Genomic DNA, 24,579 nt, shown 5'->3' on the forward strand with positions numbered 1-24,579 from the left:
ACCCCACAACGGCTCAAAAGTTGAGCCACGGCAAAGATACGAGGAAAGCGTGATACAGGACCAGATTCGTGAAGTGTTAGCTGCTCATGGCCGGATGGCGGCCGATCCAAACGAGGTGGACGATCGAGCAGATCTCTACAAGCTCGGCCTGACATCGCATGCGTCGGTCGATGTGATGCTCGCGCTCGAGGATGCATTCGACATCGAGTTCCCCGATGAAGTGCTCAAGAAGTCCACCTTTGAGTCCGTGCACAACATCGCGCAGGTAATTGAAGGCCTAGTCAAGTCAGCAGCGTGATGCAGCATCGGATCATTGAATTCCCCTGCTATCGCGACGATTACGGCGAGCACATGATGACCTTGCCGGACCAGGTCGACGGGCACCGCGTCCGCGTCGGATGCGATGTCATGGCCGTCGAGGAGATCGAGGACTCGCTGGCTGCCTTCGGCGACCGGTATCTCCGGAAGGTTTTTACGGCGAACGAAATCAACGACTGCCAGGGCCGCAACCGGGCGCACGGACTCGCAGCCCGGTTTGCCGCCAAGGAAGCAGTGATCAAGGCATTCGCAGCACCCGACATGCCGTTCCCGCTGCGCGAGATCGAGGTCAAGCGAGACGGTCCGCTGCCTGTGCTCTGTCTCAGCGGAGCGATCGCCGACCGGGCACAGCGCCAAGGTTGGCTCAGCTCGTCTCTGTCGCTTTCGCATGCCGATTGCCACGCATTGGCCGTCGTTGTCGTGGTCTGTGGACCGGCCGCCGACGATCCACAAGGTCCACGATGAACGCCGTCGCCGTCGACAGCGGGGCGGGCACTGTGACCCGCAGACATGATTCGGCTTGGGTTTGGATGATCGGCGCCTTGGGCGGCGCGCTCGCGGTTGCCGGAACCATTCTGGCCGATTTCGGCGCCGGTCCCGACGGTCTCGGGCAGGCGATCCGCTACACGGCGCGCTGGGCGTTCCTGTTCTTCTGGCTCTCCTATGCCGGCGGCGCGCTCGCGATTCTGTTCGGCCCCGCCTTTGCCGGTCTGGCCCGCCGGGCGCGATCGTTCGGCCTGGCCTTCGCCACCGCGCTTCAGGTCCATATCGGATTGGTCGTCTGGCTGGGTGTCGTCATCGGCCAGATTCCGCTGCAGGGCGGCTTGCTGTGCTTCTTCCTCGTCGCCCTGTTCTGCACCTATCTGCTCGTGCTGCTGTCCTTCGGAATCGGAATACGCAACCTGGGACGTCTGTGGCGGCCGGTGCTCTTCCTTGGGACGACTTACGTACTGATCGCCTTCGGCCGGGATTTTGTACTCGGCGCACTCGACCTGCAGACGCCGCAATGGGTCTACGTCGCCGAATACGTGCCGTTCGCCCTCTTGAGCCTCATCGCAATCCCGCTTCGCCTCGCCGCGTTTCTTCGACAGCACTTCGGCCTGCCTTTTGCCGCGCCAACGGCGGAACTCGACCAGGAGCCAGCGATATGCCATTGACGACCACAGAGGTGCCGACATTTTTCGGACCGTCTGATTCGCCATTGTTCGGCGTGCTTCATCTGCCGGTCGACAACCAGATCAGGGGCGGGGTGCTGATCTGCGGATCGCTCGGGAAAGAGGGGATGGACAGTGCCCGGCTACACCGGGCCCTCGCCGACGATCTGGCCGGCCGCGGTTTCGGCGTGCTGCGTTTTGACTATTTGGGCCTCGGTGATTCCGCATACGCTCAGGGCCGCGATGACGCGGTGGCCAACTGGGCGGCAAGCGTGGGCCACGCGCTCGACTACCTCACGCTGATCGGCGCAGAGCCGGCGACCGCCATTGGCATCCGCGCCGGGTGCCTGATCCTCCAGGAGCACTTGCGTCAATCCCACAAGGTCAACCGCGTGGTCTACCTCGATCCCGCTGGCACGGGTAGGCGTTACCTTCGAGAACACACCACGCTGTTCCGGTTGGCGGCGGGCGAAGATCCTGTGACGCCCGGTGAGGTGTTGGTCATCGGCGGGCGGTTCAGCGACCACGCCGCCGCAGAATTCTCCGCATTGCGGATGAATGCCGACCCGGTTAGCGCGTGCGGCGTCGACAAGATACTTCTGGTCGGACGACCGGCCGAGACCGACAAGCACCTCACCGCCTTGGCGTCGGCCGAGGAAGTTGAGTCGATCGTTACCGGCGGGCTGCCGGAATGCGCCCGGCCGAGGTTGTTTTTGGCGCCGATCCCGGTCGCCGCGGTCGATTCGGTCGTCGAGTGGATCGACGCAAACGTTCCGTTTCGCACGCAACCTGCCGTTCCCCAATACCTGACAACGGTGACGATGCCGTCCGACGGGCCTGGCGGGGTCGACGTTGTCGAGAGCATCGAGCGAATCGAGCCGAATGGCCTGTTCGCCATCCGCACGCGCCCCCGACGCCGTAGTCCGGCGGCCGCAAGGACGGTGTTGTTCTTCGTGACGGCGAAGGACTCGCACGTAGGACCCGCCCGGGAGTGGGTCGAACTGTCACGCCGCATTGCAGCGACCGGGTCACATGCGGTGCGCTGGGACCCGGCAGGACTGGGCTTGTCGGGTCAAGTCACCCGGGACCCATGGCGTTTCGGGTACACCAGGGCTGACATCGCCGACTCAATAGCGATGGCCAGACATGCGTGCCAAGACGCCGGGGAACTCGAGCTCGTCGGTGTCTGCTCTGGCTCGTGGTACGCCGCTCATACCGCCCGCAACATTGGTGCCCGGTCGGCGATCCTGGTCAACCAGCGGCCGTGGAATTGGCGCATCACCCCCACCTTGCTGGGGCAGTGGGACGCGCGGAGGAAAGCGCTAAGCGCCGACGCGGCCAGTGACACCGTCGCCGGCACTGGCGCATCCATGACAAACCGCCTCAAAGCGCTTCTCAACGCGCCCCGGGAGCCGATGAAGAGTTTCATACACAGCCGCCTCCCGCGATACCTGTTGCGCGTGTTGAGCTGGATCGGACTCCTGTGGCTACCGGAGGATGTTCTGACCACGCTTGCCCGTCGTGGTATCGACGTGACGCTGATTGCGTCGCCCCAAGACGCAGACGAGTTCACTGCCAGGGGTGGTCGGGCAGCCCTGCAACGGTTGCAACGGACCTCGCAGCCGCCCCGCCTGATCGCCACTGCCCTCGGCGATCATTCCGCCTATCACCCGGCGATCTTGGCGGCGATCCGCGACGCGGTGTTACCGGTTGCTGCCGTTGCCCATTCGGAGACATCCTCCTATCGGGCGTCGCACGCGATTGAGAGGCGACGGATTTCGGTCGGAAATGCGTGAGCCGCGCCTCAGTGTGCGATCAGATCTGCGGCGAGGTCCTCTTCGTCAGAACGGATAGTGCCCGGAGACGCCGAGCGTAGCTCCCAGTGCGCGACTCCGCCGTCCGGAACAGTCAACTCCCCAGTGGCGAGTGCCTCGTCGATCAGGGCCCGCACCCGCTGCTCGTTCGCCGGTTCGGTGGCGAAAACCACACGCAGCGTTACGGTTTCCCCCGCTGGAACATTGGTTACGTAATGCGGTGCGAGCGGGCACGGTGGTTGATGGTCCCAGCCGCCGCACAACGCCTTGGTGATCGCGCCGCCGAGAGCATCCGGACTATCGTTGTGCCGCATCGCGACAAGTGCGTCGTGGGCAAAGGCTTTGCGTGCCATGAGAACCCATCTAACGCCGCGGCGAGCGGTCTTACCAGTCTGGTTGCGACACGGTCACGGATGCGTACCTATTGAAAACTCGAAAGTCGCAGCCACCTCATTCGCCTCTATCGTCACATGAGCAACTGCGGACGTCAACGTGGACGGCTCGCCCCGGGAGAGGTGGGACATGTCGGCGATTCGTCGAATCATTTCGGCCTCGGTGGCCTCGGCAACCGTTATCGGCCTCATCGTGCCGGTCGGCTCCGCACCACCGGCGCTGGCTGCGGCATGCAGCGCCCCGGAGGCGAACGTCCCGCCGCCCGCCGGGATGCCGAACATTCCCTCGCCCGGGCCGGTTGTGCCGCCGACGGGCCGTCGGCCACGCGGTGCGAACGACAACGCGCCGCTACCCAAACTGGGTCCGCTGATTTCCTCGCTGCTCAAGGCGATACCCCAGCGGCCGGCGCAGCTCCAGGCGGCGGTAACACCCGTGCCCCCGGTACCGGGCGCGGCCGTCCCGCAGTCGCCGGACGCCAATCAGGTTGTCCCCGAAGCCGTCCCGGTGCCGCCGGCCCCGCCGGCCGGCATCGCGGGTGCTCCGACGTCACTCGTCGACTTCGTGACCGGGCCGAACAGCCCGAACAGAACGCTGCAACGCTTCGGCATCTCCGGCACAGATCTCGGGATTCCTTGGGACAACGGTGATCCCGCTAATCGCCAGGTCCTGATGGCCTTCGGTGACACCTTCGGCTACTGCGCCATGCACGGCCAGCAGTGGCGATACAACGTCCTTTTCCGCAGCCAGGACCATGACCTCTCGCACGGGATTCACGTGGCCGACGGCGTCCCCAACAATCCGTACTCCGGCTCACCGGTATGGGCGCCTGGCCTTTCCAAGCAGGTCCTCAACAGCATCCACAAGGCGGGGCACGAGACCGGAATCATTCCGACGTCCGCGATTTCGCTCGGGCGAACCCAGTACATGAGCTTCATGTCGATCAAGAACTGGGGCCGCGATGGCGAATGGTCGACTAACTACTCCGGAATCGCGCGCTCTCTCGACAACGGCCAGACGTGGGGCGTCTACCCGGGCACCATCAGGCTCGCCGCGGCGGACACGGTGCCCGGCGGACGGTTCTTCCCCGGCAACGAAAACTTCCAGATGGCTGCGTTCATGCCGGGCAAGGACGGCTACCTGTATTCGTTCGGAACCCCGCCCGGCCGCAGTGGTGCGGCGTTCCTGTCCCGCGTCCAGCCGGGTGCGTTGCCGGATCTCGGCAAGTACCAGTACTGGAACGGCGAGGGTAGGGGATGGGTCCCGGTGGACCCGGCCGCCGCGACGCCGATCTTCCCCGGGCCGGTCGGCGAGATGTCGGCGCAATACAACGACTATCTGAAGCAGTATCTGGTGCTCTATACCAACGGCGGCAACAACGACGTGATCGCCCGCACCGCGCCGAAACCGGAAGGACCGTGGAGTCCCGAGCAGCCGCTGGTCTCGTCATTCCAGATGCCCGGCGGCATCTACGCGCCGATGATCCACCCCTGGTCCAACGGCAAGGACTTGTACTTCAACCTGTCGCTCTGGTCGGCATACGACGTGATGTTGATGCACACCGTGCTGCCCTAGCTACGCCGGCAGATCGAAGCTCATATCTACCGTCGTTCCCGACGGCGTGCAGTCCATCTCCAGCCAGTTGCTTACCGCGCGAATCAGCAATAGCCCGCGTCCGCGCACACCGGGGTCGACGGCAGCCGGCTTCCAGGATCCGCCGTCGGTGACCTTGAGATGAACTCGTGCGCCGTCGTTTTCGCCGTCAACCCGGACCTTGCCCGGCTTGCGCTGCCGGTAGCCGTGCTCGATGCTGTTGGCGCACGCCTCGTTTGCGGCCAGCACGATGTCGGCGACCTGCTCTTCGGGTACCTCGGCGGACTGCAGCCACGCGGCGAGCTTGTGCCGGATCTCGCTGAGATCATCAGCGGTGACCACCCGGTCTATCACCAGCTGTGGGTACGGTCGCCGATAGACGACGATGGCGATGTCGTCGTCGTACCCGCCTTCGGGCGCAAGTGCGCTCAGCGCCGAGTCCGCGACGTCGTCGACGCTCAGGTGCGATCCACTCGCCACCGTCGCGCTGAGGTGCGCGATCCCCTCGTCGAGCGAGACCTCGCGTCGTTCGACCAGGCCGTCGGTGTAGAGCATCAGCGTCGAGCCGGGTGGCAGGATCACCGACGCTTGTGGACGAGACTTCTTGCGGTGCACCGCTAACGGCACCGAACGGGCATCCGTGATCAGCGTCGGCGCTTCCTGCGGCGCGGCCAGCACCGCGGGCAGATGGCCGGCGCAGCTGTAGGAGAACTCGCCGGAATCGGTGTCGAGAATCGCCAGAAAAACCGTGGTGCAGAACGCATCTGGGATCAGCTCGGCCACCGAGTCGAGCTCTTCGAGCAGCCTGGCCGGCTCGGCGCCGGTCAGCAGCAGCGCACGCGCGGAGGCGCGGAGTTGACCCATCACCGCCGCGGCGGCCAGACCGCGCCCTACACAGTCGCCGACGATGATGCCGATCCGGTGATCGCCGACGCGCAGCACGTCATACCAGTCACCGCCGATTTCAAGCGGTGGAACCGCCGGCTCGTAGCGAACTGCGAAGCCGGGCGGTAGTTCGGTGGGCGCCAGCATGGCGTGCTGCAAGGTCAGCGAGGTTTCGCGAGCCGCCTCGAATTGCCGCACGTGCTGGATCGCCAGTCCGAGGTGGCCGACGAGCACGGTGACCAGCAGGCGGTCCTCCGCGCTGACCCGTCGGGGCACCCGAAGCTCCAGCCACAGCGCGACGCCTCCTCCGCCGGTGAGGACGGCGACGATTCCGTTCGATTGTCCTGGGGCATCAGGGCTTTCGATGGGCTGGACCGTGAGCGGGAGCTGGTGGCGCGCTTGCTGGAAGATATCCCGCAGCGGCTCATCGAGTTGCCGCCAATCAGTCACGGTCTTGTCGCCGGCCACTTGAATGGTTGGCTCGGCGCCGCTGGTGGGCCATACCGCGGCCACTACCCGGTGCACGTCGAGCGCCAGTCGACACTCGTCGAGGGTGATCGACAGAACCTCCGACATGCTCTTGGCGACGCTGACCGCAGTCGCCAACCGCAGCACGGCGCTTTCCCGCGCAGCGAAAGCCCGTTCGGCAGTGATGTCCCGAAGGGTGCCGACGAACACATCGCCGTCCGCGGCATCGGCGTTGACTCGGTTGATGTTTGCGGCTACCCACACCAGCCGGCCGTCGCGATGACGGATCGGGGTCTCGTACTGGACCTGGTTGTGTTCGCTCATCCGGGACTGCTGTGAGAGGGCCGCCTTCGCGTCGACCAGCCACGGAAACGGCCAGTGGTAGGGCAGGCCGTCGGCCGGGTAGCCGGTGAGCTTGGTGAACGCTTCGTTGACTTCGACCACGGCCCCGGTGGGATCGGATACGAAGAATCCTTCCTGCAGGGAATTCACCAGCGCAGTGCGGAACTCGTCGCGGTCTGCGAGGTCTTCGGCGCGAGCCCGCTGTTCCTCGTAACGCTTTGTGCCATCCCGGAATCCACGCGCCACGACGTCGAGCGGGGCCAGCGTCTGCAACAGGAAGGCCAGCGCCACCGCCCCGTCGAAGTCCGGAAACTGCTCTTGAACCAATTGGCGGACGAACTGAGAGTGGTTCTCGACGATCTGCAGCATGCTGATGTCGTCGTGCACGGCTCGCCGCCCGAGCTCATGTCCGACCGCAAGGTCTTTCTCGCTGCGCGTCGTCAGGTAACCGCGCAGCGCGCCGGCGTAACGGAGGTCGAAGTCGTCGCGTGTCATCCGGACACACCTCGGTGCCGCGCGGTAAGCACCATCGCGTCGTCGCTGTCCTTGGCGTGGCTGTGCAGAATCTGCTCGGCGATCGCCAGGGCCGGTGCGCCGAAGTCGATGTCGTCCAGATGGTTTTCGGCGATGCCGTCACTGGTGACGACGAGTAGATCGCCCGGCCGCATCGGGAGATTCTGCGCTGCAACCACTTCGGGTATCCGGTAGCCGACGATGCCGCCGGCCAGGCGCACCGACGATCGCACCTCGACGCCGGCCGGATGTTTGGCCACCAGGTCGGCCGCGACGTTGCCGACTCCGACCCAGCTGAGGGTGTCCGTCTGAAAGTCGATGCGGGCCAACGTCATCGCCACACCACGTGTGTTCGACAGGCCACGGTGACAGGACTGAACCAGCATGTCGAGCGGATCGCCACGGGCATCACCGAGCATCTGCACGCCGCAGTCCGCCGCCTCGGCGGCCGGCGCACCGTGCCCGAGGCCGTCCAGGACGCCGATCAAGGCGGCGGTACCGTTGACGTCGACCGCGATCGACCGGTCGCCGCACAGGGCTTGGCCCGGCAGCGGGCGCGACGTGGCCGCCCATTCGATCGGCCCCAGCCAGCCATGCTCAGCCATTGTTCGGAATCCACTTCCACATCTCGATCGTCGTGCCCTGACCCGGCGTGGATTCCACGATCAAACGGTCCATCAGCCGGCGAGCGCCCGGTAATCCCAGCCCCAGTCCCCGGCCGGTGGAATAGCCATCCTCCATTGCCCTTTCGATGTTCGCGATACCTGGGCCATCGTCTTGGGCCCGCACCACAAGAGCCTGTCGGCCTTCGCGATCTTGGACAGCAACCCGGATCGCTCCGTAACCGGCATAGCTGGTGATGTTGCGGGCGACTTCGGAGATCGCCGTTGCGATCATCGTGACGTCGGTCAAGGAGAAGCCGAGTTTGTGAGCCAGTTGATGGCCGGCCGTGCGCGCGGCGACTATGTCGTCGGGGTGGCCTACGTCGACGACGACGTCATCCGACACCGTCACGTCCGATCGGTTTACGGGGCGCGAGTCGTCGGTTCAGCAGCGCCAGGCCCTCTTCCAAGTCCAGCGCGGTGTCCATGTCCTCAAAGAGGATGCCCAGCTGCACCATCGAGAAGGCCACCTCCGGCTGCAGGCCCACGATCACGGTGTGTGCGCCGCGCAGCCGGGTCATCCGCGCGATCGTCTGCAGCGATCGGGCAGCGAATGAGTCCAGCACATCGATGGCGGTGACGTCGACGATGATGCCTTGCGCGCGGTATTCGGTCACCCGCTGCATCAGGCGTTCCCGGAACAGTTCGGTGTCAGAGTCGGACAAGGCGTTTCGCACCGTGGCGATGAGAATCTGTCCCTGCTTCAGGATGGGTACTGGCATGAGACTTTCGCGACGATCGTGGCGATTAGGTTGTCTGCTCACCGGCGCGTGTGACTTCGTAACCCAGCAGGTGCTCGGCCTCCTCGATGCCGCCCTGCAGGTCGCCGACGGCGTTCATCTTGGAGAGATCCAGCCCGATCGTCACCAGCGTGAGTGCGATCTCGGATGACAGACCGGTGATGATCACGCTGGCACCCATCAAGCCGGACGCGTCGACGGTCTGCACGAGGTGGTTCGCCACCGTCGAGTCGATGGTGGGCACACCGGTGATGTCGATGACGACGACCTTGGCCCGGTTGGCGCGAATAGCCCGCAGCAGTTGCTCGGTGACCTGGCGCGCGCGCTGGCTGTCGAGTACACCGATGATCGGCAGGATCAGCAACTGCTCGCGCACCTGCAGCACCGGCGTCGACAGCTCACGGATGGCCTCCTGCTGCTGTCGGATGATGCGCTCGCGTTCCTGCACGAAGCCGACGGCGACGGTGTTGGCGATCCGGTTGGCCGCGGGCTCGTAGGCGTCGAGCACCCGATTCAGCAGGTCGAAGTCCGTCTGGTACTTCTCAAACAGCGACCTGGCCAGCACGTCGCGCAGCAGCAGCACGATGCCGACGACCTCATTGGTTTCCACGCCACGGGGAATGATGCGTTCGGACAAGTCGCGTGCGTAGTCCTGTAGCGCCTCGACGCTACCGGTCTCGAGTACCTCGACGTAGCTGTCGTACACCGTCGTCGCCTCGGAGAAGATCTCCTCGGGCGACATCGCCGTGAGCAACTCGGCCTCGGTGATCCGGCGGGCCCATTCCTCGCGCAACGCCGTACGGTTTTGTCTCAAGTGCTGCACCAACTGCGGCAGCAGCAATCCCGCACCCGAAACTGCCGACGGCTGGCCGGCGCCGCCCGCTGACGAAAGATCTGTTGACTGATCCGACATTGACCCTCCCGGACCTCCGCGTTGGACACCAGTCCCGCGCATCAGACTAACTGAGCGTCGCGGCGACGGCCGTTGAAGTACTATTTCAGCGAATTTGCGACGGCGGAGAGGGTCGGCACCGATCCGCCACGAGCGACCTGACTGCAGATGAAGGATGGCCGTTGTCTGCTGCGGACCCGATCACTACCTCTGTCGCGCACCGGGAAGGTGTCGCGGTGGTGAGCATCGGCGGCGAAATCGATTTGAGCACCGCGCCTGCCTTTGAAGCGGCGATAGCGGAAGCGCTCGAGGAAGATCCAACCGCCCTGGTGCTCGAGCTTTCCGGCGTGCGCTTTATGGCATCGGTAGGTCTGAGGATATTGGCGACCACCCAGGAAAAGATTGGCAAGACGAGCCAGGTCGCCGTGGTGGCTGACAATCCGGCGTCGAGCAGACCTATCCAGTTGACCAGCCTGGACAACGTCATCTCGTTGTACCCGACGCTGGATGAGGCATTGAGCGCGCTGGCTCCAACTCCCGACTAGCGCTTACGGGCGCAGCACTTGACGGGCGATCGCATACTTGTGCACTTCGGTCGGGCCGTCGTACAGCCGGAACGCCCGCATATCGGAGAAGATCATCCCAACCGGTGTCTCGTCGGAAATGCCGATGCCGCCAAGGATTTGGACGCAGCGGTCGGCGACCTTGAACAGCTCCTCTGATACGTAGGCCTTGACCATTGAGCTCTCGTGTCGGCCGGTGCCCCGATCACCGGTATCCAGGGTCCAGCAGGCCCACCAGATCGCGAGTCTGCATTGCTGCAAAGCGATTTCGTTGTCGGCGATCATGAAGCTCACGCCTTGATGCTCACCGAGCGTCTTGCCGAACGCGGTGCGCTCGCGGGCGTGCTGTACCGCGATCGACTGGGCGCGACAGGCCGCACCGAGCCAGCGCATGCAGTGCGTCAGCCGCGCCGGCGCCAGCCGCATCTGGGCATAGCGGAATGCGTGGCCAACCTCGCCGAGCACCGCCGAAGCGGGCAGCCGTAAATCGGTGAACCGTACGACGCCATGGCCTTCGACGTAGTTGCGGTCCATGGTGTTCATCACCCGCTCGATCTCGATGCCCGCGGTGCCACCCTCACAGAGGAACAGTGTCGGGCCGTCCGGGCCGTGCGGATTCGGGGCGACGCGGGCCATGATGATCCACGTCCGGGCGCCGTTGGCGCCGGTGATCAACCACTTGTGGCCGTTGATCACGTAGTGGCTGCCGTCGAAGTCCGCCGTGGTGGCCAGCTGGTTGGGATCCGAACCGGCGCCGCCGGGTTCGGTCATCGCGAACACCGACCGCTGTCGACCGTCGATCACCGGCACCAGGAACTGCTCGACCTGCTGGTCGTCGGCGACCCGGCCCAACAGAAACATATTGCCTTCATCGGGAGCGGCGCAGTTGAGCGCGATCGGGCCGAGCGTCGACCAACCGGCGGCCTCGAACAGCACCGCCTGATCGCGGTGCGACGGCTCGCGGCCGCCGAAACGCTTGGGCGCCTGGAAAGTCAGCAATCCCGCGCCGCGAGCCAGCTCCACCAGCTCGGTGCGCAGCGCGCCGTCGGGACCGTGGCGGGTCAAGCGAGGATCGGTCTCGTACGGCACGATCTTGTCGCTGACGAACGCGCGGATTTGGTCACGTAGCGCCGCGGTGTCGGCGGGTATGTCGAAATCGATCATGCGGTGTCCATCAATGTGAGTGCCTGTTCGAACAATCGCACGGTGGCTTCGTGGAGCAGGTCGCCGACTTCCTGCGGTGCCTTGCCGGCGCTGGCCCTGGCCAGCGTGCCCTCCAGCACGATGCCCAGCTTGAAGCAGGCCAGCACCGTGTACCAGGTGATGTGCGACAGGTCGCGGGTGGTGTTGCGGGCGTACTGCTCCACCAGGTCGCTGGTCGCGGCCAGCCCGCCCTTGTCGAAAAGCGTGCCGCCGAACGCCGCGGACTGTCCCCAGGTGGCCAGCAGCCAGCCGAGATCGAGCAGCGGATCGCCGATCGTGGACATCTCCCAGTCGACGATCGCGACCACCTCGGGCCCGGTGCGAGAGAACATCACATTGGCCGCGTGGTAGTCGCCGTGCATGATGCCCGGACTCCACTGGGCCGGCCGGCCTTGTTCGAGCCACCTGGCGACGTCGTCGACGCCGGGAATGTCTGGGCCGGGATAGTTTTCGAACTCCTTGTAGGACTCCAATTCCGAAAGCCAGCGTGGCACTTGGCGTTCCAGGAAACCGTCCGGCTTGCCGTAGTCGCTGAGCCCGACCGCGCCATGGTCGACCGCTCCGAGTTTGGCCAGCGCGTCGGCCATCGACAGTCCCATCTTGAATCGCACCGCCGGGTCGGCGGCATGCAGCTCCGGCAATTCCTGGCCGGCGTTGAACCCGTCGATGGGCTCCATCAGATAGAAGACCGCGTCGCCGAGCACGGCAGGGTCGTCGCAGCGGGCGATCAGGTGAGGATGTGGCACGTCGGTCCCGGCCAACGCAGCCAGCACCTGCGTCTCCCGCATGATCACGACGTTGCTGCGCGGTCGCAGATGCTTGGGCCCACGGCGCAGCACATACGGCCGGCCCGATCGGGTGAACCGCAACATGATGTTCTGCGTTCCGCCGGTGATCGGGGACACCTGCTCCAGCGGGCCATCGCCTAGCCCCTGCTGCGACATCCACTCGGCCAGGCCGTCCGGGGCGGTGAGCTCCTCCACGAAGCTGAAGCTACTACGGGGCGGGATCTGCAAAAATCGTGGTATGTCGACATCCGTCATCGAGCGTTGGATCTCGATCATCAAGACCGGTCGTACAAACGAGCTGGACGCCCTGCTCGCCGACGACGCCGTGTTCTACTCGCCGGCGGTGTTCACCCCGCAGGAAGGTCGTGACAAGACCGCGAAGTACCTTAAGGCCGCCGCAAAAGTCTTCGGTGATAGCGACTTTCACTACACCGGACACTGGTACGAAGAGAGGTCGGCGATCCTCGAGTTCGCCGCGACCATCGACGGTGTCTACGTCAACGGGATCGACATGATCCACTGGGACGACGACGAGCGGATCGTGTCGTTCAAGGTGATGATCCGGCCGCTGAAAGGGTTGCAGGCGATCATGCCGTTGATGGCAGAAGCGTTGCAGCAGTAGCCTTATGACGGATCGACCGGCTCGGCTGAGCGACGTTCACGAGATCGCCGCAGGCATGCCGCACACCAAGCGCATCGAGGGCCCCAAGGGCAACGCGATCTACCAGGTTGGCGGGAAGTCGTTCGTCTTCTTCCGCACGCCGCAACCTGACGCCGCAGATCCCGAGACCGGCGAACGGTACGCCGACGTGATCATGATCTGGGTGGACTCCGAGAGCGACAAGATGGCGTTGGTGCAGGACCCGCAATCGCCGTTTTTCAGCACCAACCGGTTCGACGACCACCCGTCGGTGCTGATCCGTGCTGCCCGGTTGGCAGACGTCAGCAGAACGGAACTCGCAGAGCTCATTCAAGATGGCTGGTTGTCACGGGCGTCGAAACGCCGTGCAGAACAGTGGATCGCCGCGCACCGCTGACGATCCTCGGCCCAGCTTTCTCACAGCCGGCACGCGTAGTGTCCGGTACTGGCTACTAACGGGAGGAAATGCGATGCCGCGGACCGACAACGATTCCTGGGAGATCACCGAGAGCGTTGGGTCGACGGCGCTGGGGGTGGCCGCGGCCCGGGCCGCTGAAACCGAGAGCGCGAACCCACTGATCCGGGATCCGTTCGCGCGCGCGTTTCTGGAGGCGGCCGGCGAAGGTATGTGGAGTCTGACCGCTGATCCAAGGTTGTCGGCCCAGATCAAGGAGCGGGCTCCCGATCTGCAGGCTCACATGCAGGTGATGGTCGATTTCATGGCGGTGCGCACCGCGTGGTTCGACGAGTTCTTCCTCGACGCGGCCTCATCCGGTCTTCGTCAAGTCGTCATCCTCGCCGCAGGTTTGGACGCGCGCTCCTGGCGGCTGCCGTGGCCGGACGGGACCACGGTGTACGAACTGGACCAGACGAAGGTTCTGGATTTCAAGTCGAGCACCCTGCAACGCCGCGGTGCGCAGCCGACCGCACAGTTGGCGAGCGTTGCGGTGGATCTCCGTGAAGACTGGCCAACGGCATTGCGGGAAGCGGGCTTTGACGCATCCCTGCCGACGGCGTGGTCGGCCGAGGGGCTGCTGCGCTACCTGCCCGCCGCGGGGCAAGATCTGCTGTTCGAACGGATCGACTCGCTGAGCGTGAGCGGGAGCCGGCTGGCGACCAACGCCCCCGCGAAGAGCGCAGTTGACCCTGAACTGCTGGCGAGCCAGCGCGCGCAGACGAAGCGTTTGCGCGCGGCGGCCGCCGAGGTGCTCGACGCGGAGATCCCCGACGTCGAAGACCTCTGGTACCCGGAGGAGCGCACCGACGTAACCGACTGGCTGAGCGCGCACGGCTGGGATGCGTCGCAGATCGGCATGGCCGATCTGCTGGCCCGGTACGGGCGCCCAATCCCCGGCGACGATGTGCTGCCGCCAACAGTTTTCGTGTCCGCGCGGCGATCCTGATTTGCTGAGCCGGTAAGGCCACATGGGCCGGGCCATTTCAGGCCGCTTGATTTTCCTGTACCCGGGTACCTTTATTACGCAACGAATTTGGTAAACCCGCTGAACAGCGCCAAGGACGACCCGGGTTCCTTGTCGGTGTTTCAGATGTTGCGTCCAAATGTTTGGACATTTGACGCCCTGGGTACCTTAGCTCTGCTCTACGGTTTTGCCCGACATTGATGGAGGTCAGGATGCGTGGCGGAGGTTTAATAAGTGCGATTGTGGTGGTCTGGTTGGTGATTGGCGTCATAGCCGCATTTCAACGGGACTACCTGAAGAACACAGATCAAAACTGTGCCTCTCTTGGCACTATCGCAGTCACGGTAATTGCGGGTCCCCTGAACTACGCGGGTGTCAACCCGAAGGTGACCGATTGTCATCTGCCGCAACCCAGTTCGATGCCCGCCATGGACATCGACAACCTGATTGGAACGGAGGCGTCATGATCGCCCTGGGCATCATCCTGCTGATCCTGGGATTCGTCCTCAAGGTGGCTGTGCTGCAAACAATCGGCATCATCTTGCTGGTTATCGGGGCGGTGCTGTGGGTCCTCGGTTCCGTCGGCCGTCCGGTCGGCGGCAGGCGCTACTGGTACTGACGCTTTACCAAATCAAACCGCTCATTTGAACATTGAAATGGAGTAATCATGATTGTGCTCGGGATCGTTTTAATCGTCATCGGATATTTCGTGCCAAGCCTCAGCATCTTGTACACGATCGGCGGCATTCTCGTGGTCATCGGTGTGATCCTGTGGATTCTCGGCGCCGCCGGTCGCCCGGTAGGTGGTCGAAAAGTCTGGTATTGAGCCGCTGACCCCTCGAGGTTGGCTCACAGCTGGGACATAGACGACCCATAGCAATGCCTCATCGGGCTGCGCATACTGGGTAGTTGTGAGCCAACCCCAAGCCCCCGTCGAGCGCGTCGTCATGCGTCGCGCGGACGGTAATCCAATCAATGTGCTGGTGGTCGACGACGAGGCCGTCCTCGCCGAGATGGTATCGATGGCTTTGCGTTACGAAGGCTGGAACATCGCCACAGCCGGTGACGGCGCGGCAGCCCTGGACGCCGCGCGATCGCAACGGCCGGACGTCGTCGTTCTTGACGTGATGTTGCCCGACATGAGTGGTCTCGACGTATTACGGAAACTCCGCGAGGAGAGCCCGCAACTCCCGGTGCTGCTGTTGACCGCAAAGGACGCCGTCGAGGACCGCATCGCCGGACTCACCGCCGGCGGCGACGACTACGTCACCAAGCCGTTCAGCCTGGAAGAAGTGGTGCTGCGATTGCGGGCATTACTGCGGCGCACCGGAGTGACGACGGAGGACAGCGGCGCACAGCTCGTCGTCGGCGATCTGGTGCTGAACGAGGACAGCCACGAGGTGACCCGCGCCGGTGAGCCAGTTTCCTTGACGTCCACCGAGTTCGAGCTGTTGCGCTTCATGATGCGCAACTCCAAGAGAGTGCTGAGCAAGGCACAGATCCTGGACAGGGTGTGGAGCTACGACTTCGGTGGCCGCTCCAACATCGTCGAGCTGTATATCTCGTACCTGCGCAAGAAGATCGACAGCGGGCGCGAGCCGATGATCCATACGTTGCGCGGCGCCGGCTACGTCCTCAAGCCGGCTCGCTAGCCATGGGCGGGGCTTCGTCCCTTCGCTTTCGGTTGTTGGTCGGCCAAGTCGTGGTCCTTGCCATCGTGTGTGTCGGGATCGGCGCGGCGACCGAGCTCGCGCTGTACCGATACCTGGTCGCACAGCTCGATACTCAGCTGAACGACGCCTCACAACGCTCGGTGCGGATATTCGCCGAGCCGCCGTCGGCGCCGTGGCGGCATCACCTGCGGCCCTTCCCGCGGCCGGGCCCGGGTCCGGTTTTTCTGGATGCTCCCGGCCAGCCGGTGGGTATGGTCGCGGCTGTCGTGAGCAAGGGCGCCGGGATTGACGCCGGCTATCTGACCACGGCCGGGGGTCGTGCCGCATTGACCGACACCGCACGATCGGAGTTGAGCGCTATCCCGGTCAACCGTTCACCGGTGACCCGCGATGTCGACGGCTTGGGACGTTATCGGGTGGTCGCAGCGATCGCCCGGCGCAGCGGCGACGTGGTCATCACCGGCCTGTCCATGTCCGACGTCGACGCGACGATGATCCGCGTCCTGCTGATCTTCGGTGTCGTCACTGTGATCGCCGTGGCGGCCGCCACCACCGCCGGCATCGTGATCATCCGGCGCGCGCTGGCGCCGTTGCGCCGAGTGGCCCAGACCGCCGGCGAGGTCGCCGATCTGCCACTGGACCGCGGCGAAGTCGCACTGCCGGTGCGGGTGCTCGAGTCAGATGCCAACCCGCGCACCGAAGTTGGTCAACTCGGCTCCGCGCTCAACCGGATGCTCGACCATATCGCCGGCGCGCTGTCTGCCCGGCAGGCCAGCGAGACGCGGGTGCGCCAATTCGTCGCCGATGCCAGCCACGAGCTGCGCACCCCGTTGGCCGCTATCCGCGGTTATACCGAGCTGGCCCAACGAGTAGGAGACGACACCGACGCGGTGGCGCATGCGATGAGCCGCGTGCAGTCCGAAACCGAGCGAATGACTCATCTCGTGGAGGACCTACTGCTGCTGGCCCGGCTGGACTCCGGCCGCCCGCTGGAACGCGAATCGGTGGACCTGTCGCGGGTGGCCGTCGATGCGGTCAGCGACGCGCATGTCGCCGGTCCGGACCATCAGTGGGAGCTCGTTCTACCCGAAGAGCCGGTGACGGTCTTAGGCGATGCGGCCAGGCTGCATCAGGTGTTGGCCAACTTACTGGCCAACGCCCGCGTGCATACCGCTGCCGGAACGGTGGTGACCACGCGATTGCATTCGGACGCAACGCATGCCGCGCTGAGCGTGCGCGACAACGGGCCCGGAATACCGGAGCAGCTGCAGTCGGAAGTGTTCGAGCGATTCGCCCGTGGCGATACATCGCGATCCCGCAAGGGTGGCAGCACGGGACTGGGCCTGGCTATCGTCTCCGCGGTGGTGAAGGCACACAACGGCACTATCACTTTGGACAGTGCGCCTGGGCACACTGAATTCATTGTGAGACTGCCGCTGGCTGATGCCTGAAACCCAAGACACACAACAGGGTTGGACGCCATGGGGGCCAAACCCATAGGCGCGACAGCGACGCCGGGTCATCGCTGTCGCACCGGTGCGATTCGATTGAGGCCTTGCCCTAGAGACTGGGGCCCTAGGGGCAGGTCACATCGATTTCGAAGGGCTTGTTGACAGGCTGCATCGGGTTGGCCATGTCCACCCCGGTCGCGGTCCCGCTGATCTTGTACTTGCTGCCGTCCTTGGTGGCGGTGGCGTTGCCCGCGCCGGGAACGCCCGGGGTGTAGCCAAGCGTCACGCCGCCGACGTTGCCCAGCCCGACCGACTTCACCGACGGAGGGGAGGCGTCGGTCAATACCACGCCGATGCCGGTCTGTGCTCCACCGATGGCGATGTTGACGGTGCCGGCGGCGGTGGTGCAGGCGACTGTGCCTTGCACGTTCTGGTCCTTGCCGTCGATGGTCACCTTCGCTGTCGAAGAGCCACTTGAGCCGGACGCGGCCGCGGTGCTCCCGTTCGACGATGCGGTCGACCCGCTCGTCGACGACTTATTGCTCGAACAGCCAGACAGGCCCACGACGACAATCGCCGTCGCCGCCGCCGCGACCGTTACTGAACGCTTCACCCGGTTCTCCTCTGTTGTTGTGGCGGCCCGTCAGCGTTGACGGGCCGTTTCGGCAGTATGCAGGTTTGCTGGAACCGCGGATAGCGATTTAAGCAAATTAAGCTCGCTGTTGAGATGGCCTGACGTCCGTTTTGCGGACATTTGCAGACGGGCTTTTGGCGGGTTTGCGGAAAACGGTGTCGAAGCCCGGTCCGCTTAAATGTTGGACATTCCGCGATAGTGTTTACCTAGTCCTCGACATTCTCTGGGAGGGCGGAATGGGTCGGCGCGAGTTCCATTTCGCGGCAGCGGCGATGCGCGAAAGCCGGATGTTGCAGACGTTCACCGGGCTTGTTGCGTTGTGCTGCTTCGCGCTGGCGGGTGTGGGCGTGATCATTCAATTCGCTCCGGCCGGCCCCGATGGTGTGGTGCGCCGATCTCTACAGGCGGCTGTTGCGGTGTCCGCGGTGGTCGTCGGCCTGTGGTGGCTGCTGCGGCCATGGCCGCGTTATGGACAGGCAGTAGCCTTTGTCGTCTGGGCTGACGCGGCGCTGTCAATCGCCGCGATCACGATGTCGACACCGCACGCCCGATTGTGCACGACGCTCTACCTGGGGCTGATCGGCGCCTACGTTGGCTTCCTTCTTGGTGGTCGAATTCTGCTGGCGCACTGCTGTTTTTGCGGTGCGGTTATAGCCGGTATCACCGGTTGGGCGTTGCTGGTCGAGCACGAGACTGTTCTGGGGTTGTTCGTGGTATTCATGCCCGCACTGGTCTGGACTGTCGCCGTACCTCTCGGTGGTCTGGTCCTGATCGACATCGGCCGCAGCTCGATCCGAAGGACCGCGCAGTCGGCCCATCACGACCCGTTGACGGGACTGTGCAACCGGCGAGGGATGCACGCGGCAGTAGCCGCCGCCCTCCGGCGAACTGAGCCGGCCAGCGTCGTGATCGCCGTGTGCGATATCGACCGATTCAAAGCATTCAACGACGGGCACGGTCATTCCGCCGGCGATGAGGCACTGCTGAGTTTGGCCAGAACGTTGCAATCGCTGGCCCGGGAGAATGAAATCGCCGCACGTATTGGCGGCGACGAATTCGTGCTCGTAGCCTTTGCTAAGGGCCGCGACGACACATCGGTCTTGCTGAGTCGACTGGATCCACTGACCCAAGGTGAGGTCGACGGCGTTGCACTGACCGCCAGTGTCGGTGTCGCCTGGCATCCCGCCGACGATCCGCACTTTTCCATCGATGACGTGATCAGGAACGCCGACGAGGCGATGTATGAGGCCAAGCGCGCCGGCGGAGCCAGGTGTGCGATCTACGGTCCAGCGGGGGAGCAAGGCTGAAATGATGAGCCGGTGGACACGCTGTCGTTCGACGACACCGCCGACTTCGCCGACGCCGACCGGGGCTTTATCGGCGCGCTGACGCCCTGCGTCGTCAAAGCCTCCGACGGGCGGGTGGTCTGGGACAACGACGCCTATTCGTTCCTCACCGGCGAGGCGCCGCCATCGGTACATCCGAGCCTGTGGCGTCAGTGCATGCTGACCGCCAAGCAAGGCCTGTACGAGGTCGTGCCGGGCATCTATCAGGTTCGCGGCCTGGACCTGTCGAACATCAGCTTCGTCGAGGGCGACACGGGTCTCATCGTCATAGACCCGTTGGTCTCGACCGAGGTGGCGGCCGCGGCGCTGCAGCTGTACCGCACGCACCGTGGCGACCGGCCCGTCGTCGCGGTCATCTACACCCATAGCCACGTCGATCACTTCGGCGGCGTGCTAGGCGTCACCTCCCAGGCCGATGTGGACGCGGGCAAGGTGGCCGTGCTGGCTCCGGAGGGATTCACCGGACACGTCGTGCAGGAGAACGTCTATGCCGGCCCAGCCATGGCGCGGCGCGCCACCTACATGTACGGCACCCTGCTGGCGCGTGGGCCGCAGAAGCATGTCGGATGCGGTCTGGGCCAAGCGCCTTCGCAAGGTGAGGTAGCGCTGATCGTCCCGACCGTCGACATCCGCAGCACCGGCGAAACGCAGACCATCGACGGAGTCGAGATCGAGTTTCAGATGGCACCCGGTACCGAAGCCCCGGCCGAGATGCACTTCTATTTCCCGCGATTCCGCGCACTGTGCATGGCCGAGAACGCCACCCACAACCTGCACAACCTGTTGACGCTGCGTGGCGCATTGGTGCGTGATCCGCATGCCTGGTCGGGATATCTGACCGAGGCGATCGACACCTTCGCGGATCGAGCCGATGTGGTGTTCGCCTCGCATCACTGGCCGACCTGGGGGCGCGAGCGGGTCGTCGAATTCCTCTCGCTGCAACGCGATCTGTACGCCTACCTGCACGACCAGACCCTGCGGCTACTCAACCAGGGGCACACCGGCAGTGAGATCGCCGAGATGCTGCAGATGCCTCCGGCGCTGGACAAGGCGTGGCACACCCACGGCTACTACGGCTCGGTCAGCCATAACGTCAAAGCCGTCTACCAGCGCTACATGGGCTGGTTCGACGGCAACCCGGCCCGGCTGTGGCCGCACCCGCCGGAAGCACTGGCGGGCCGGTACGTCGACGCGATTGGTGGCATCGACCGGGTGGTCGAGCTCGCTCAACAAGCCTTTGACTCTGGCGACTTCCGTTGGGCTGCAACGTTGTTAGATCACGCAGTGTTCGCCGACAGCAGCCACCCCGGTGCCCGCACGCTGCTCGCCGACACCTTGGAGCAGTTGGCCTACGGTGCCGAAAACGCGACGTGGCGCAACTTCTTCCTGTCCGGAGCAACCGAGCTGCGCGACGGCAACTTCGGCACCGCCACACAAGCGTCCTCGCCCTCACTGTTGTCGCAACTGACGCCGGAGCAGATCTTCGACGGCCTGGCGATCAGCGTGAACGGGCCGAAGGCATGGGATTTGGACATCGCCATCGACGTCACGATTGCCGACGACAATTACCGTCTCGCGCTGCGCCACGGCGTGCTGGTGCACCGCCGGGTGGCCGCGGATTCCGCAACCGCGACCGTGACGATCAAGTTGGACAACGCATTTCGTCTGCTGATGCTGGCGACGGGCGATTTCAGCTCAGCGGATGTGGAGGTGTCCGGTGACCAGACAGCCCTGCAACAGTTCCTGGGTATCGTCGACCGGCCCGATCCGTCGTTCAACATCATCACGCCGTGACGTCGATGACGATCTTGCCGATCGCCTTGCGGTCGGCCATATGCCGCAACGCTACTGCGGCGTCGGTCAGTGGGAACCGCGCGCCGATGTATGGCCGGATCGCACCGGTCGCGAACATCTGCGTCAGCTCCCGCATGTCTCGTGCGCAGTCCTCCGGCCGATCGCTTACGAACGCGCGGATTTCCATGCCGCGGATCGTGATTCCCTTGAGCAGGACCAGGTTCAGCGGAATGGACGGGATCGCGCCTGCGGCGTAACCGAGGGTGATGAACGTCCCGCCCCGGGCAAGTCCGCGCAGCGCCGGCTCCGCATAGGGTCCCCCGACCGGGTCGAGCACCACTCGCGCGGCGTCGCCGGTGAGCTCGCGGATACGGCTCTTCAGATCCTCCCGGTCGTAATCGACCGTCGCCTCCGCGCCGCGCTTCCGGCACAGTGCGAGCTTGTCCGGACTCGACGCGGCGGCCAGCACCCGGGCCTTCATGGCCACCGCCAGATCGACAGCCGCCAGGCCCACGCCCCCGGCGGCGCCGAGGATGACCACCCAGTCGCCCGGTGCGACACCGGCGATCGAGCGCAGCGCGTGATACGCCGTGCGATAGGTGACGCCGAACGCCGCCGCGGACACGAAATCGACATCGTCGGGTATTTCGGTCACCATGGCCGAGTGCAGTAGTGCCTGCTCGGCGAACGCCCCGAAGGGTGTGGTGGCCGAAACCCGTTGACCCGGGCGGAAAGAGACACCCTCGCCGGCCGCGATGACCTCGCCGGCCAGCTCGCTGCCCGGGGAGAACGGCACCGGGAATTTGACTTGATACTTGCCCTCGATCACCAGCACGTCGGGGAAGTTGACCGCCGCCGCATGCACCCGCACCACCACTTGACCCGGTCCCGGCACCGGATCTGCGACGTCCTCGAGCACAAGGTCTTCCGGCGGACCGTAGGAGCGGCACATCAAAGCGCGCATCAGCCGACACCCAGTCCGCGCAGACAGAACCGCGCCAAGTGATCGACGTCGGCCGGGCCCGGCCGTTGGGCGGAATCCAGATAGCGCCGCATGGCCGAGACCGTGCAATGAAACACCACGTCGGCGTCGCGGTGCACATCCTTGCTGGCCAGCGCCGTAATCGGTTCGATCAACAGGTCGCGCATCGGCCGCATGATCGCGTCGTCCGCGGCCCGCCAGTCGGTAGTCAGCGAAACCTGGCCTGCGGCAGCGCGACTCATGCTGATCAGGTGGGGGTCGGCGACCTGCGCGAGCGCGCCCTCGATCCAGCGCCGCACCTGACCCGCCGCTGTGCGCTCCTTGGTCATCTGGTGCTGCAGATACGAGACGACGATCGCGACGCCGCGCTCCATCACCGCGAGGATCACATCGTCCTTGCCGGCGAAGTAGCGGTAGAACGCCTTGTTCGACGAGCCGGCCTCGGCGACGATGTCGCTGACCCGCGGCGTTTCCGGAGCCACTCGCTCCATCACCCGAACGGCCGCAGCGAGGATGCGTTCGACCTCCTCGGTGGCCTCCCGTTGACGGTCGTCGAGGGCTCGTTCGACAGCCGCGGTGACCCGGCTAGTGGTCGCTGGGTTAGTGGTCACTTGCTACTGGTCAACTAGCGCACCGTATTTGGCGCGGACGGCCTCGCGGCGGACGTCCAACATCTCGCTCGGCCACTCCGGGCTCTCGGCCTCGACACCCTTGAGCAGCATCCGGGCCAGGTTGACCTTGTGTGCCTCGGTCGGTCCGTCGGCCAGGCCCAGCGCAATACCACCCAGCAGGACGTTGACCAGCGGCATCTGATCGGTCAGCCCGATTGCACCGTGCACCTGAATTGCCCGCAGCGCAATCGATTTCAGCACTTGCGATGCCAGAATCTTGCACGTCGCGATCTCGGCGCGGGCGCCGTGCTCGTCGCCGCTGTCGATCAGCCATGCGGCGTGCAGCACGGTCAGCCGGAAGGGCGTCAGCTCGGTGTAGGAGTCGGCGACGAACTCCTGCACCAGCTGCTTGTCGGCGAGCAAAGTACCTTGGGTGAAGCGGCTTTTCGCGCGGCGGGCCATCATCTCGACAGTGCGTTGCGCCATGCCGATGGAACGCATCGCGTGGTGTAGTCGTCCGCCGGCCAACCGGGTCTGCAGAATCAGGAAGCCCTGGCCGGGTTCACCGAGTAATGCCTCCGATGAGACCCGCACATCGTTGTAGTGCACCAGCGAATGGCCCGGTTCGTGCGGATCGGCGCCGACCAGATGGTGATTGGCCTCGACCTTGAGTCCCGGGGTGTCCGCCGGGATCAGGAACGTCGATGCGCCGTGATGTACCGCAACGTCCGGATTGGTGATCGCGACGACGATGAAGAACGATGCGACGGATGCGTTGCTGGAGAAGTACTTTCGGCCGGTGATCACCCAGTCGTCGCCGTCTTGGACCGCGCGGGTGGTGAAGACCCGGGGGTCGGAACCGCCCTGCGGCTCGGTCATCGAGAAGCAGGAGAAGATCTCACCGGACAGCAAGCCGGACAGGTAGCGATCCTTCTGGCCCTGGGTGCCGAAGCGGGCGATGATTTCGGCGTTGCCGGTGTCGGGCGCCTGGGTGCCGAACACGATCGGCGCCCACGGGCTGCGGCCCAGGATTTCGTTGATCAGCGTGAGCTTGACCGCGCCGAAGCCCTGCCCGCCGAGCTCTGGACCCAGGTGCGGGGCCCACAGTCCCTGATCGCGAACCTGCTGCTTGAGTGGGTCGACGATTTTGCGCCGTTCGTCAGTGAGCGGCAGGAACTCACAGCCGGGGAAGATCACCTCCAGCGGCTCGACCTCCTCGCGGACGAACTCGCGGATCCATTGCAGCTTCTTCTCGAAATCGGGTTCGGTAGAGAAGTCCCACGCCATGTCGAATACTCCTACGTCTTAGGGGGAGATCAGGGGATCCCACCGTCGGCCCGCACAATTGAGCCGGTGGTGAAGCTGGCTGCATCGGATGCCAAAAACAGTGCGGCTCCGATGATTTCGGATGGATCGCCGGCGCGCTGCAGCGACAGTCCGGCGAACGGGTTGTGCGCGGTCTGGTCCAGATTCCACGACTTGCTGACGTCGGTGAGGAACGGTCCGGCCATCAGGGTGTTGACCCGGACCTTCGGCCCGAACGCCCGGGCGAAGCCCTCGGTCATCGCGTTGAGTCCGGCCTTCGACGATGCGTACGGGATGATGTCGGGCGCCGGGCGCAGTGAGCCCGAGGTGCTGACGTTGATGATCGACCCGCGGCCTGCCGCCACCATCCGCTCGCCGACCAACGCGGACAACCGGA

Annotated in this window: 29 protein-coding genes; 16 read left to right on the forward strand and 13 right to left on the reverse strand. The window is 64.8% G+C overall.

Annotated elements, in window-relative coordinates:
• The first annotated feature begins 49 nt into the window (after positions 1-49).
• The 4 genes from WAO18_RS06120 to WAO18_RS06135 are packed head-to-tail and all read left to right on the forward strand — an operon-like array spanning position 50 to position 3,268.
• Positions 50-298: an acyl carrier protein gene (locus WAO18_RS06120; RefSeq protein ID WP_422204730.1), complete on the forward strand. Its 249-nt coding sequence runs from the start codon at positions 50-52 to the stop codon at positions 296-298.
• The gene (locus tag WAO18_RS06125) at positions 298-783 is read left to right on the forward strand and encodes a holo-ACP synthase (RefSeq protein WP_422204777.1); all 486 of its coding nucleotides are present in this window, start codon (positions 298-300) and stop codon (positions 781-783) included. The genes WAO18_RS06120 and WAO18_RS06125 overlap by 1 nt, the downstream gene beginning before the upstream one ends.
• Positions 780-1,475 (forward strand): hypothetical protein, encoded by a 696-nt coding sequence (locus tag WAO18_RS06130; protein WP_422204732.1) that lies wholly within the window; start codon positions 780-782, stop codon positions 1,473-1,475. Before WAO18_RS06125 ends, WAO18_RS06130 begins: the two co-directional genes overlap by 4 nt.
• Entirely contained in the window at positions 1,466-3,268 is a 1,803-nt protein-coding gene (locus tag WAO18_RS06135; RefSeq protein ID WP_422204733.1) for an alpha/beta hydrolase, read from the forward strand. Before WAO18_RS06130 ends, WAO18_RS06135 begins: the two co-directional genes overlap by 10 nt.
• Positions 3,269-3,276: 8 nt before the next feature.
• Here the strand turns inward: WAO18_RS06135 and WAO18_RS06140 are convergent, their stop codons facing one another.
• Complete coding sequence (locus WAO18_RS06140) at positions 3,277-3,639, reverse strand: hypothetical protein (protein WP_422204735.1); 363 nt, start codon at positions 3,637-3,639, stop codon at positions 3,277-3,279.
• 169 nt (positions 3,640-3,808) lie between these two features.
• Between WAO18_RS06140 and WAO18_RS06145 the strand changes: the two genes are divergently transcribed.
• Positions 3,809-5,251 (forward strand): DUF4185 domain-containing protein, encoded by a 1,443-nt coding sequence (locus WAO18_RS06145; RefSeq protein ID WP_422204737.1) that lies wholly within the window; start codon positions 3,809-3,811, stop codon positions 5,249-5,251.
• Here the strand turns inward: WAO18_RS06145 and WAO18_RS06150 are convergent, their stop codons facing one another.
• From WAO18_RS06150 to WAO18_RS06170, 5 genes are read right to left on the reverse strand one after another with little or no spacing between them, the layout of a single operon-like run.
• Positions 5,252-7,459: a SpoIIE family protein phosphatase gene (locus WAO18_RS06150; protein ID WP_422204739.1), complete on the reverse strand. Its 2,208-nt coding sequence runs from the start codon at positions 7,457-7,459 to the stop codon at positions 5,252-5,254.
• Entirely contained in the window at positions 7,456-8,082 is a 627-nt protein-coding gene (locus WAO18_RS06155; protein ID WP_422204741.1) for a SpoIIE family protein phosphatase, read from the reverse strand. The genes WAO18_RS06150 and WAO18_RS06155 overlap by 4 nt, the downstream gene beginning before the upstream one ends.
• On the reverse strand, positions 8,075-8,485 hold the full coding sequence (locus WAO18_RS06160) for an ATP-binding protein (protein ID WP_422204779.1): 411 nt from the start codon (positions 8,483-8,485) through the stop codon (positions 8,075-8,077). Before WAO18_RS06160 ends, WAO18_RS06155 begins: the two co-directional genes overlap by 8 nt.
• Positions 8,475-8,861 carry an STAS domain-containing protein gene (locus WAO18_RS06165; protein ID WP_422204743.1) on the reverse strand — a complete coding sequence of 129 codons (387 nt, stop codon included), beginning with the start codon at positions 8,859-8,861 and terminating at the stop codon, positions 8,475-8,477. Before WAO18_RS06165 ends, WAO18_RS06160 begins: the two co-directional genes overlap by 11 nt.
• 25 nt (positions 8,862-8,886) lie before the next feature.
• A complete protein-coding gene (locus tag WAO18_RS06170; protein WP_422204745.1) occupies positions 8,887-9,792 on the reverse strand; it encodes an STAS domain-containing protein in 906 nt (301 codons plus the stop codon).
• Between the two features lie 161 nt (positions 9,793-9,953).
• On the opposite strand from WAO18_RS06170, the gene WAO18_RS06175 reads away from it, so the two are divergent.
• Complete coding sequence (locus WAO18_RS06175) at positions 9,954-10,316, forward strand: anti-sigma factor antagonist (RefSeq protein WP_422204747.1); 363 nt, start codon at positions 9,954-9,956, stop codon at positions 10,314-10,316.
• Positions 10,317-10,319: 3 nt separating this feature from the next.
• On the opposite strand, the gene WAO18_RS06180 is transcribed toward WAO18_RS06175, so the two are convergent.
• Positions 10,320-11,498 (reverse strand): acyl-CoA dehydrogenase family protein, encoded by a 1,179-nt coding sequence (locus tag WAO18_RS06180; RefSeq protein ID WP_422204749.1) that lies wholly within the window; start codon positions 11,496-11,498, stop codon positions 10,320-10,322.
• Positions 11,495-12,481, reverse strand: a complete 987-nt coding sequence (locus WAO18_RS06185) for a phosphotransferase family protein (protein ID WP_422204781.1) — start codon at positions 12,479-12,481, stop codon at positions 11,495-11,497. Before WAO18_RS06185 ends, WAO18_RS06180 begins: the two co-directional genes overlap by 4 nt.
• A gap of 82 nt (positions 12,482-12,563) precedes the next feature.
• On the opposite strand from WAO18_RS06185, the gene WAO18_RS06190 reads away from it, so the two are divergent.
• The 8 genes from WAO18_RS06190 to WAO18_RS06225 all read left to right on the forward strand — a co-directional run bounded on the left by WAO18_RS06190 (position 12,564) and on the right by WAO18_RS06225 (position 17,510).
• Positions 12,564-12,947, forward strand: a complete 384-nt coding sequence (locus tag WAO18_RS06190; protein ID WP_422204751.1) for a nuclear transport factor 2 family protein — start codon at positions 12,564-12,566, stop codon at positions 12,945-12,947.
• Positions 12,948-12,951: 4 nt separating this feature from the next.
• Positions 12,952-13,362, forward strand: coding sequence for an MmcQ/YjbR family DNA-binding protein (locus WAO18_RS06195; protein WP_422204753.1), 411 nt, complete (start codon positions 12,952-12,954; stop codon positions 13,360-13,362).
• A 73-nt stretch (positions 13,363-13,435) separates the two neighbouring features.
• Complete coding sequence (locus WAO18_RS06200; RefSeq protein ID WP_422204755.1) at positions 13,436-14,368, forward strand: class I SAM-dependent methyltransferase; 933 nt, start codon at positions 13,436-13,438, stop codon at positions 14,366-14,368.
• 218 nt (positions 14,369-14,586) lie between these two features.
• Positions 14,587-14,853, forward strand: a complete 267-nt coding sequence (locus WAO18_RS06205) for a hypothetical protein (protein ID WP_422204756.1) — start codon at positions 14,587-14,589, stop codon at positions 14,851-14,853.
• Complete coding sequence (locus tag WAO18_RS06210; protein WP_422204758.1) at positions 14,850-15,005, forward strand: DUF6131 family protein; 156 nt, start codon at positions 14,850-14,852, stop codon at positions 15,003-15,005. Before WAO18_RS06205 ends, WAO18_RS06210 begins: the two co-directional genes overlap by 4 nt.
• A gap of 48 nt (positions 15,006-15,053) precedes the next feature.
• Positions 15,054-15,212: a DUF6131 family protein gene (locus WAO18_RS06215; protein WP_422204759.1), complete on the forward strand. Its 159-nt coding sequence runs from the start codon at positions 15,054-15,056 to the stop codon at positions 15,210-15,212.
• Between the two features lie 121 nt (positions 15,213-15,333).
• A complete protein-coding gene (locus tag WAO18_RS06220; protein ID WP_422204783.1) occupies positions 15,334-16,038 on the forward strand; it encodes a response regulator transcription factor in 705 nt (234 codons plus the stop codon).
• 2 nt (positions 16,039-16,040) lie between these two features.
• Positions 16,041-17,510, forward strand: coding sequence for a sensor histidine kinase (locus tag WAO18_RS06225; RefSeq protein ID WP_422204761.1), 1,470 nt, complete (start codon positions 16,041-16,043; stop codon positions 17,508-17,510).
• Between the two features lie 124 nt (positions 17,511-17,634).
• Here WAO18_RS06225 and WAO18_RS06230 read toward each other — a convergent pair whose 3' ends face one another.
• Positions 17,635-18,123, reverse strand: coding sequence for a lipoprotein LpqH (locus tag WAO18_RS06230; RefSeq protein WP_422204763.1), 489 nt, complete (start codon positions 18,121-18,123; stop codon positions 17,635-17,637).
• 257 nt (positions 18,124-18,380) lie between these two features.
• On the opposite strand from WAO18_RS06230, the gene WAO18_RS06235 reads away from it, so the two are divergent.
• Together WAO18_RS06235 and WAO18_RS06240 are read left to right on the forward strand one after the other, a co-directional pair.
• Positions 18,381-19,451: a diguanylate cyclase domain-containing protein gene (locus tag WAO18_RS06235; protein ID WP_422204765.1), complete on the forward strand. Its 1,071-nt coding sequence runs from the start codon at positions 18,381-18,383 to the stop codon at positions 19,449-19,451.
• A gap of 12 nt (positions 19,452-19,463) precedes the next feature.
• Positions 19,464-21,284, forward strand: coding sequence for an alkyl/aryl-sulfatase (locus WAO18_RS06240; RefSeq protein WP_422204767.1), 1,821 nt, complete (start codon positions 19,464-19,466; stop codon positions 21,282-21,284).
• On the opposite strand, the gene WAO18_RS06245 is transcribed toward WAO18_RS06240, so the two are convergent.
• The 4 genes from WAO18_RS06245 to WAO18_RS06260 all read right to left on the reverse strand — a co-directional run.
• The gene (locus WAO18_RS06245) at positions 21,274-22,248 is read right to left on the reverse strand and encodes an NADPH:quinone oxidoreductase family protein (protein ID WP_422204769.1); all 975 of its coding nucleotides are present in this window, start codon (positions 22,246-22,248) and stop codon (positions 21,274-21,276) included. The two genes, WAO18_RS06240 and WAO18_RS06245, sit on opposite strands and share 11 nt — an antisense overlap.
• Positions 22,248-22,877 carry a TetR/AcrR family transcriptional regulator gene (locus WAO18_RS06250; RefSeq protein WP_422204771.1) on the reverse strand — a complete coding sequence of 210 codons (630 nt, stop codon included), beginning with the start codon at positions 22,875-22,877 and terminating at the stop codon, positions 22,248-22,250. Before WAO18_RS06250 ends, WAO18_RS06245 begins: the two co-directional genes overlap by 1 nt.
• Before the next feature lie 3 nt (positions 22,878-22,880).
• Positions 22,881-24,164 carry an acyl-CoA dehydrogenase family protein gene (locus WAO18_RS06255; RefSeq protein ID WP_422204773.1) on the reverse strand — a complete coding sequence of 428 codons (1,284 nt, stop codon included), beginning with the start codon at positions 24,162-24,164 and terminating at the stop codon, positions 22,881-22,883.
• Positions 24,165-24,193: 29 nt separating this feature from the next.
• A partial coding sequence (locus WAO18_RS06260; RefSeq protein WP_422204775.1) for an SDR family NAD(P)-dependent oxidoreductase occupies positions 24,194-24,579 on the reverse strand: 386 nt, incomplete at its 5' end.

This window comes from Mycobacterium sp. (genome assembly GCF_049278535.1).
GTDB lineage: Bacteria > Actinomycetota > Actinomycetes > Mycobacteriales > Mycobacteriaceae > Mycobacterium.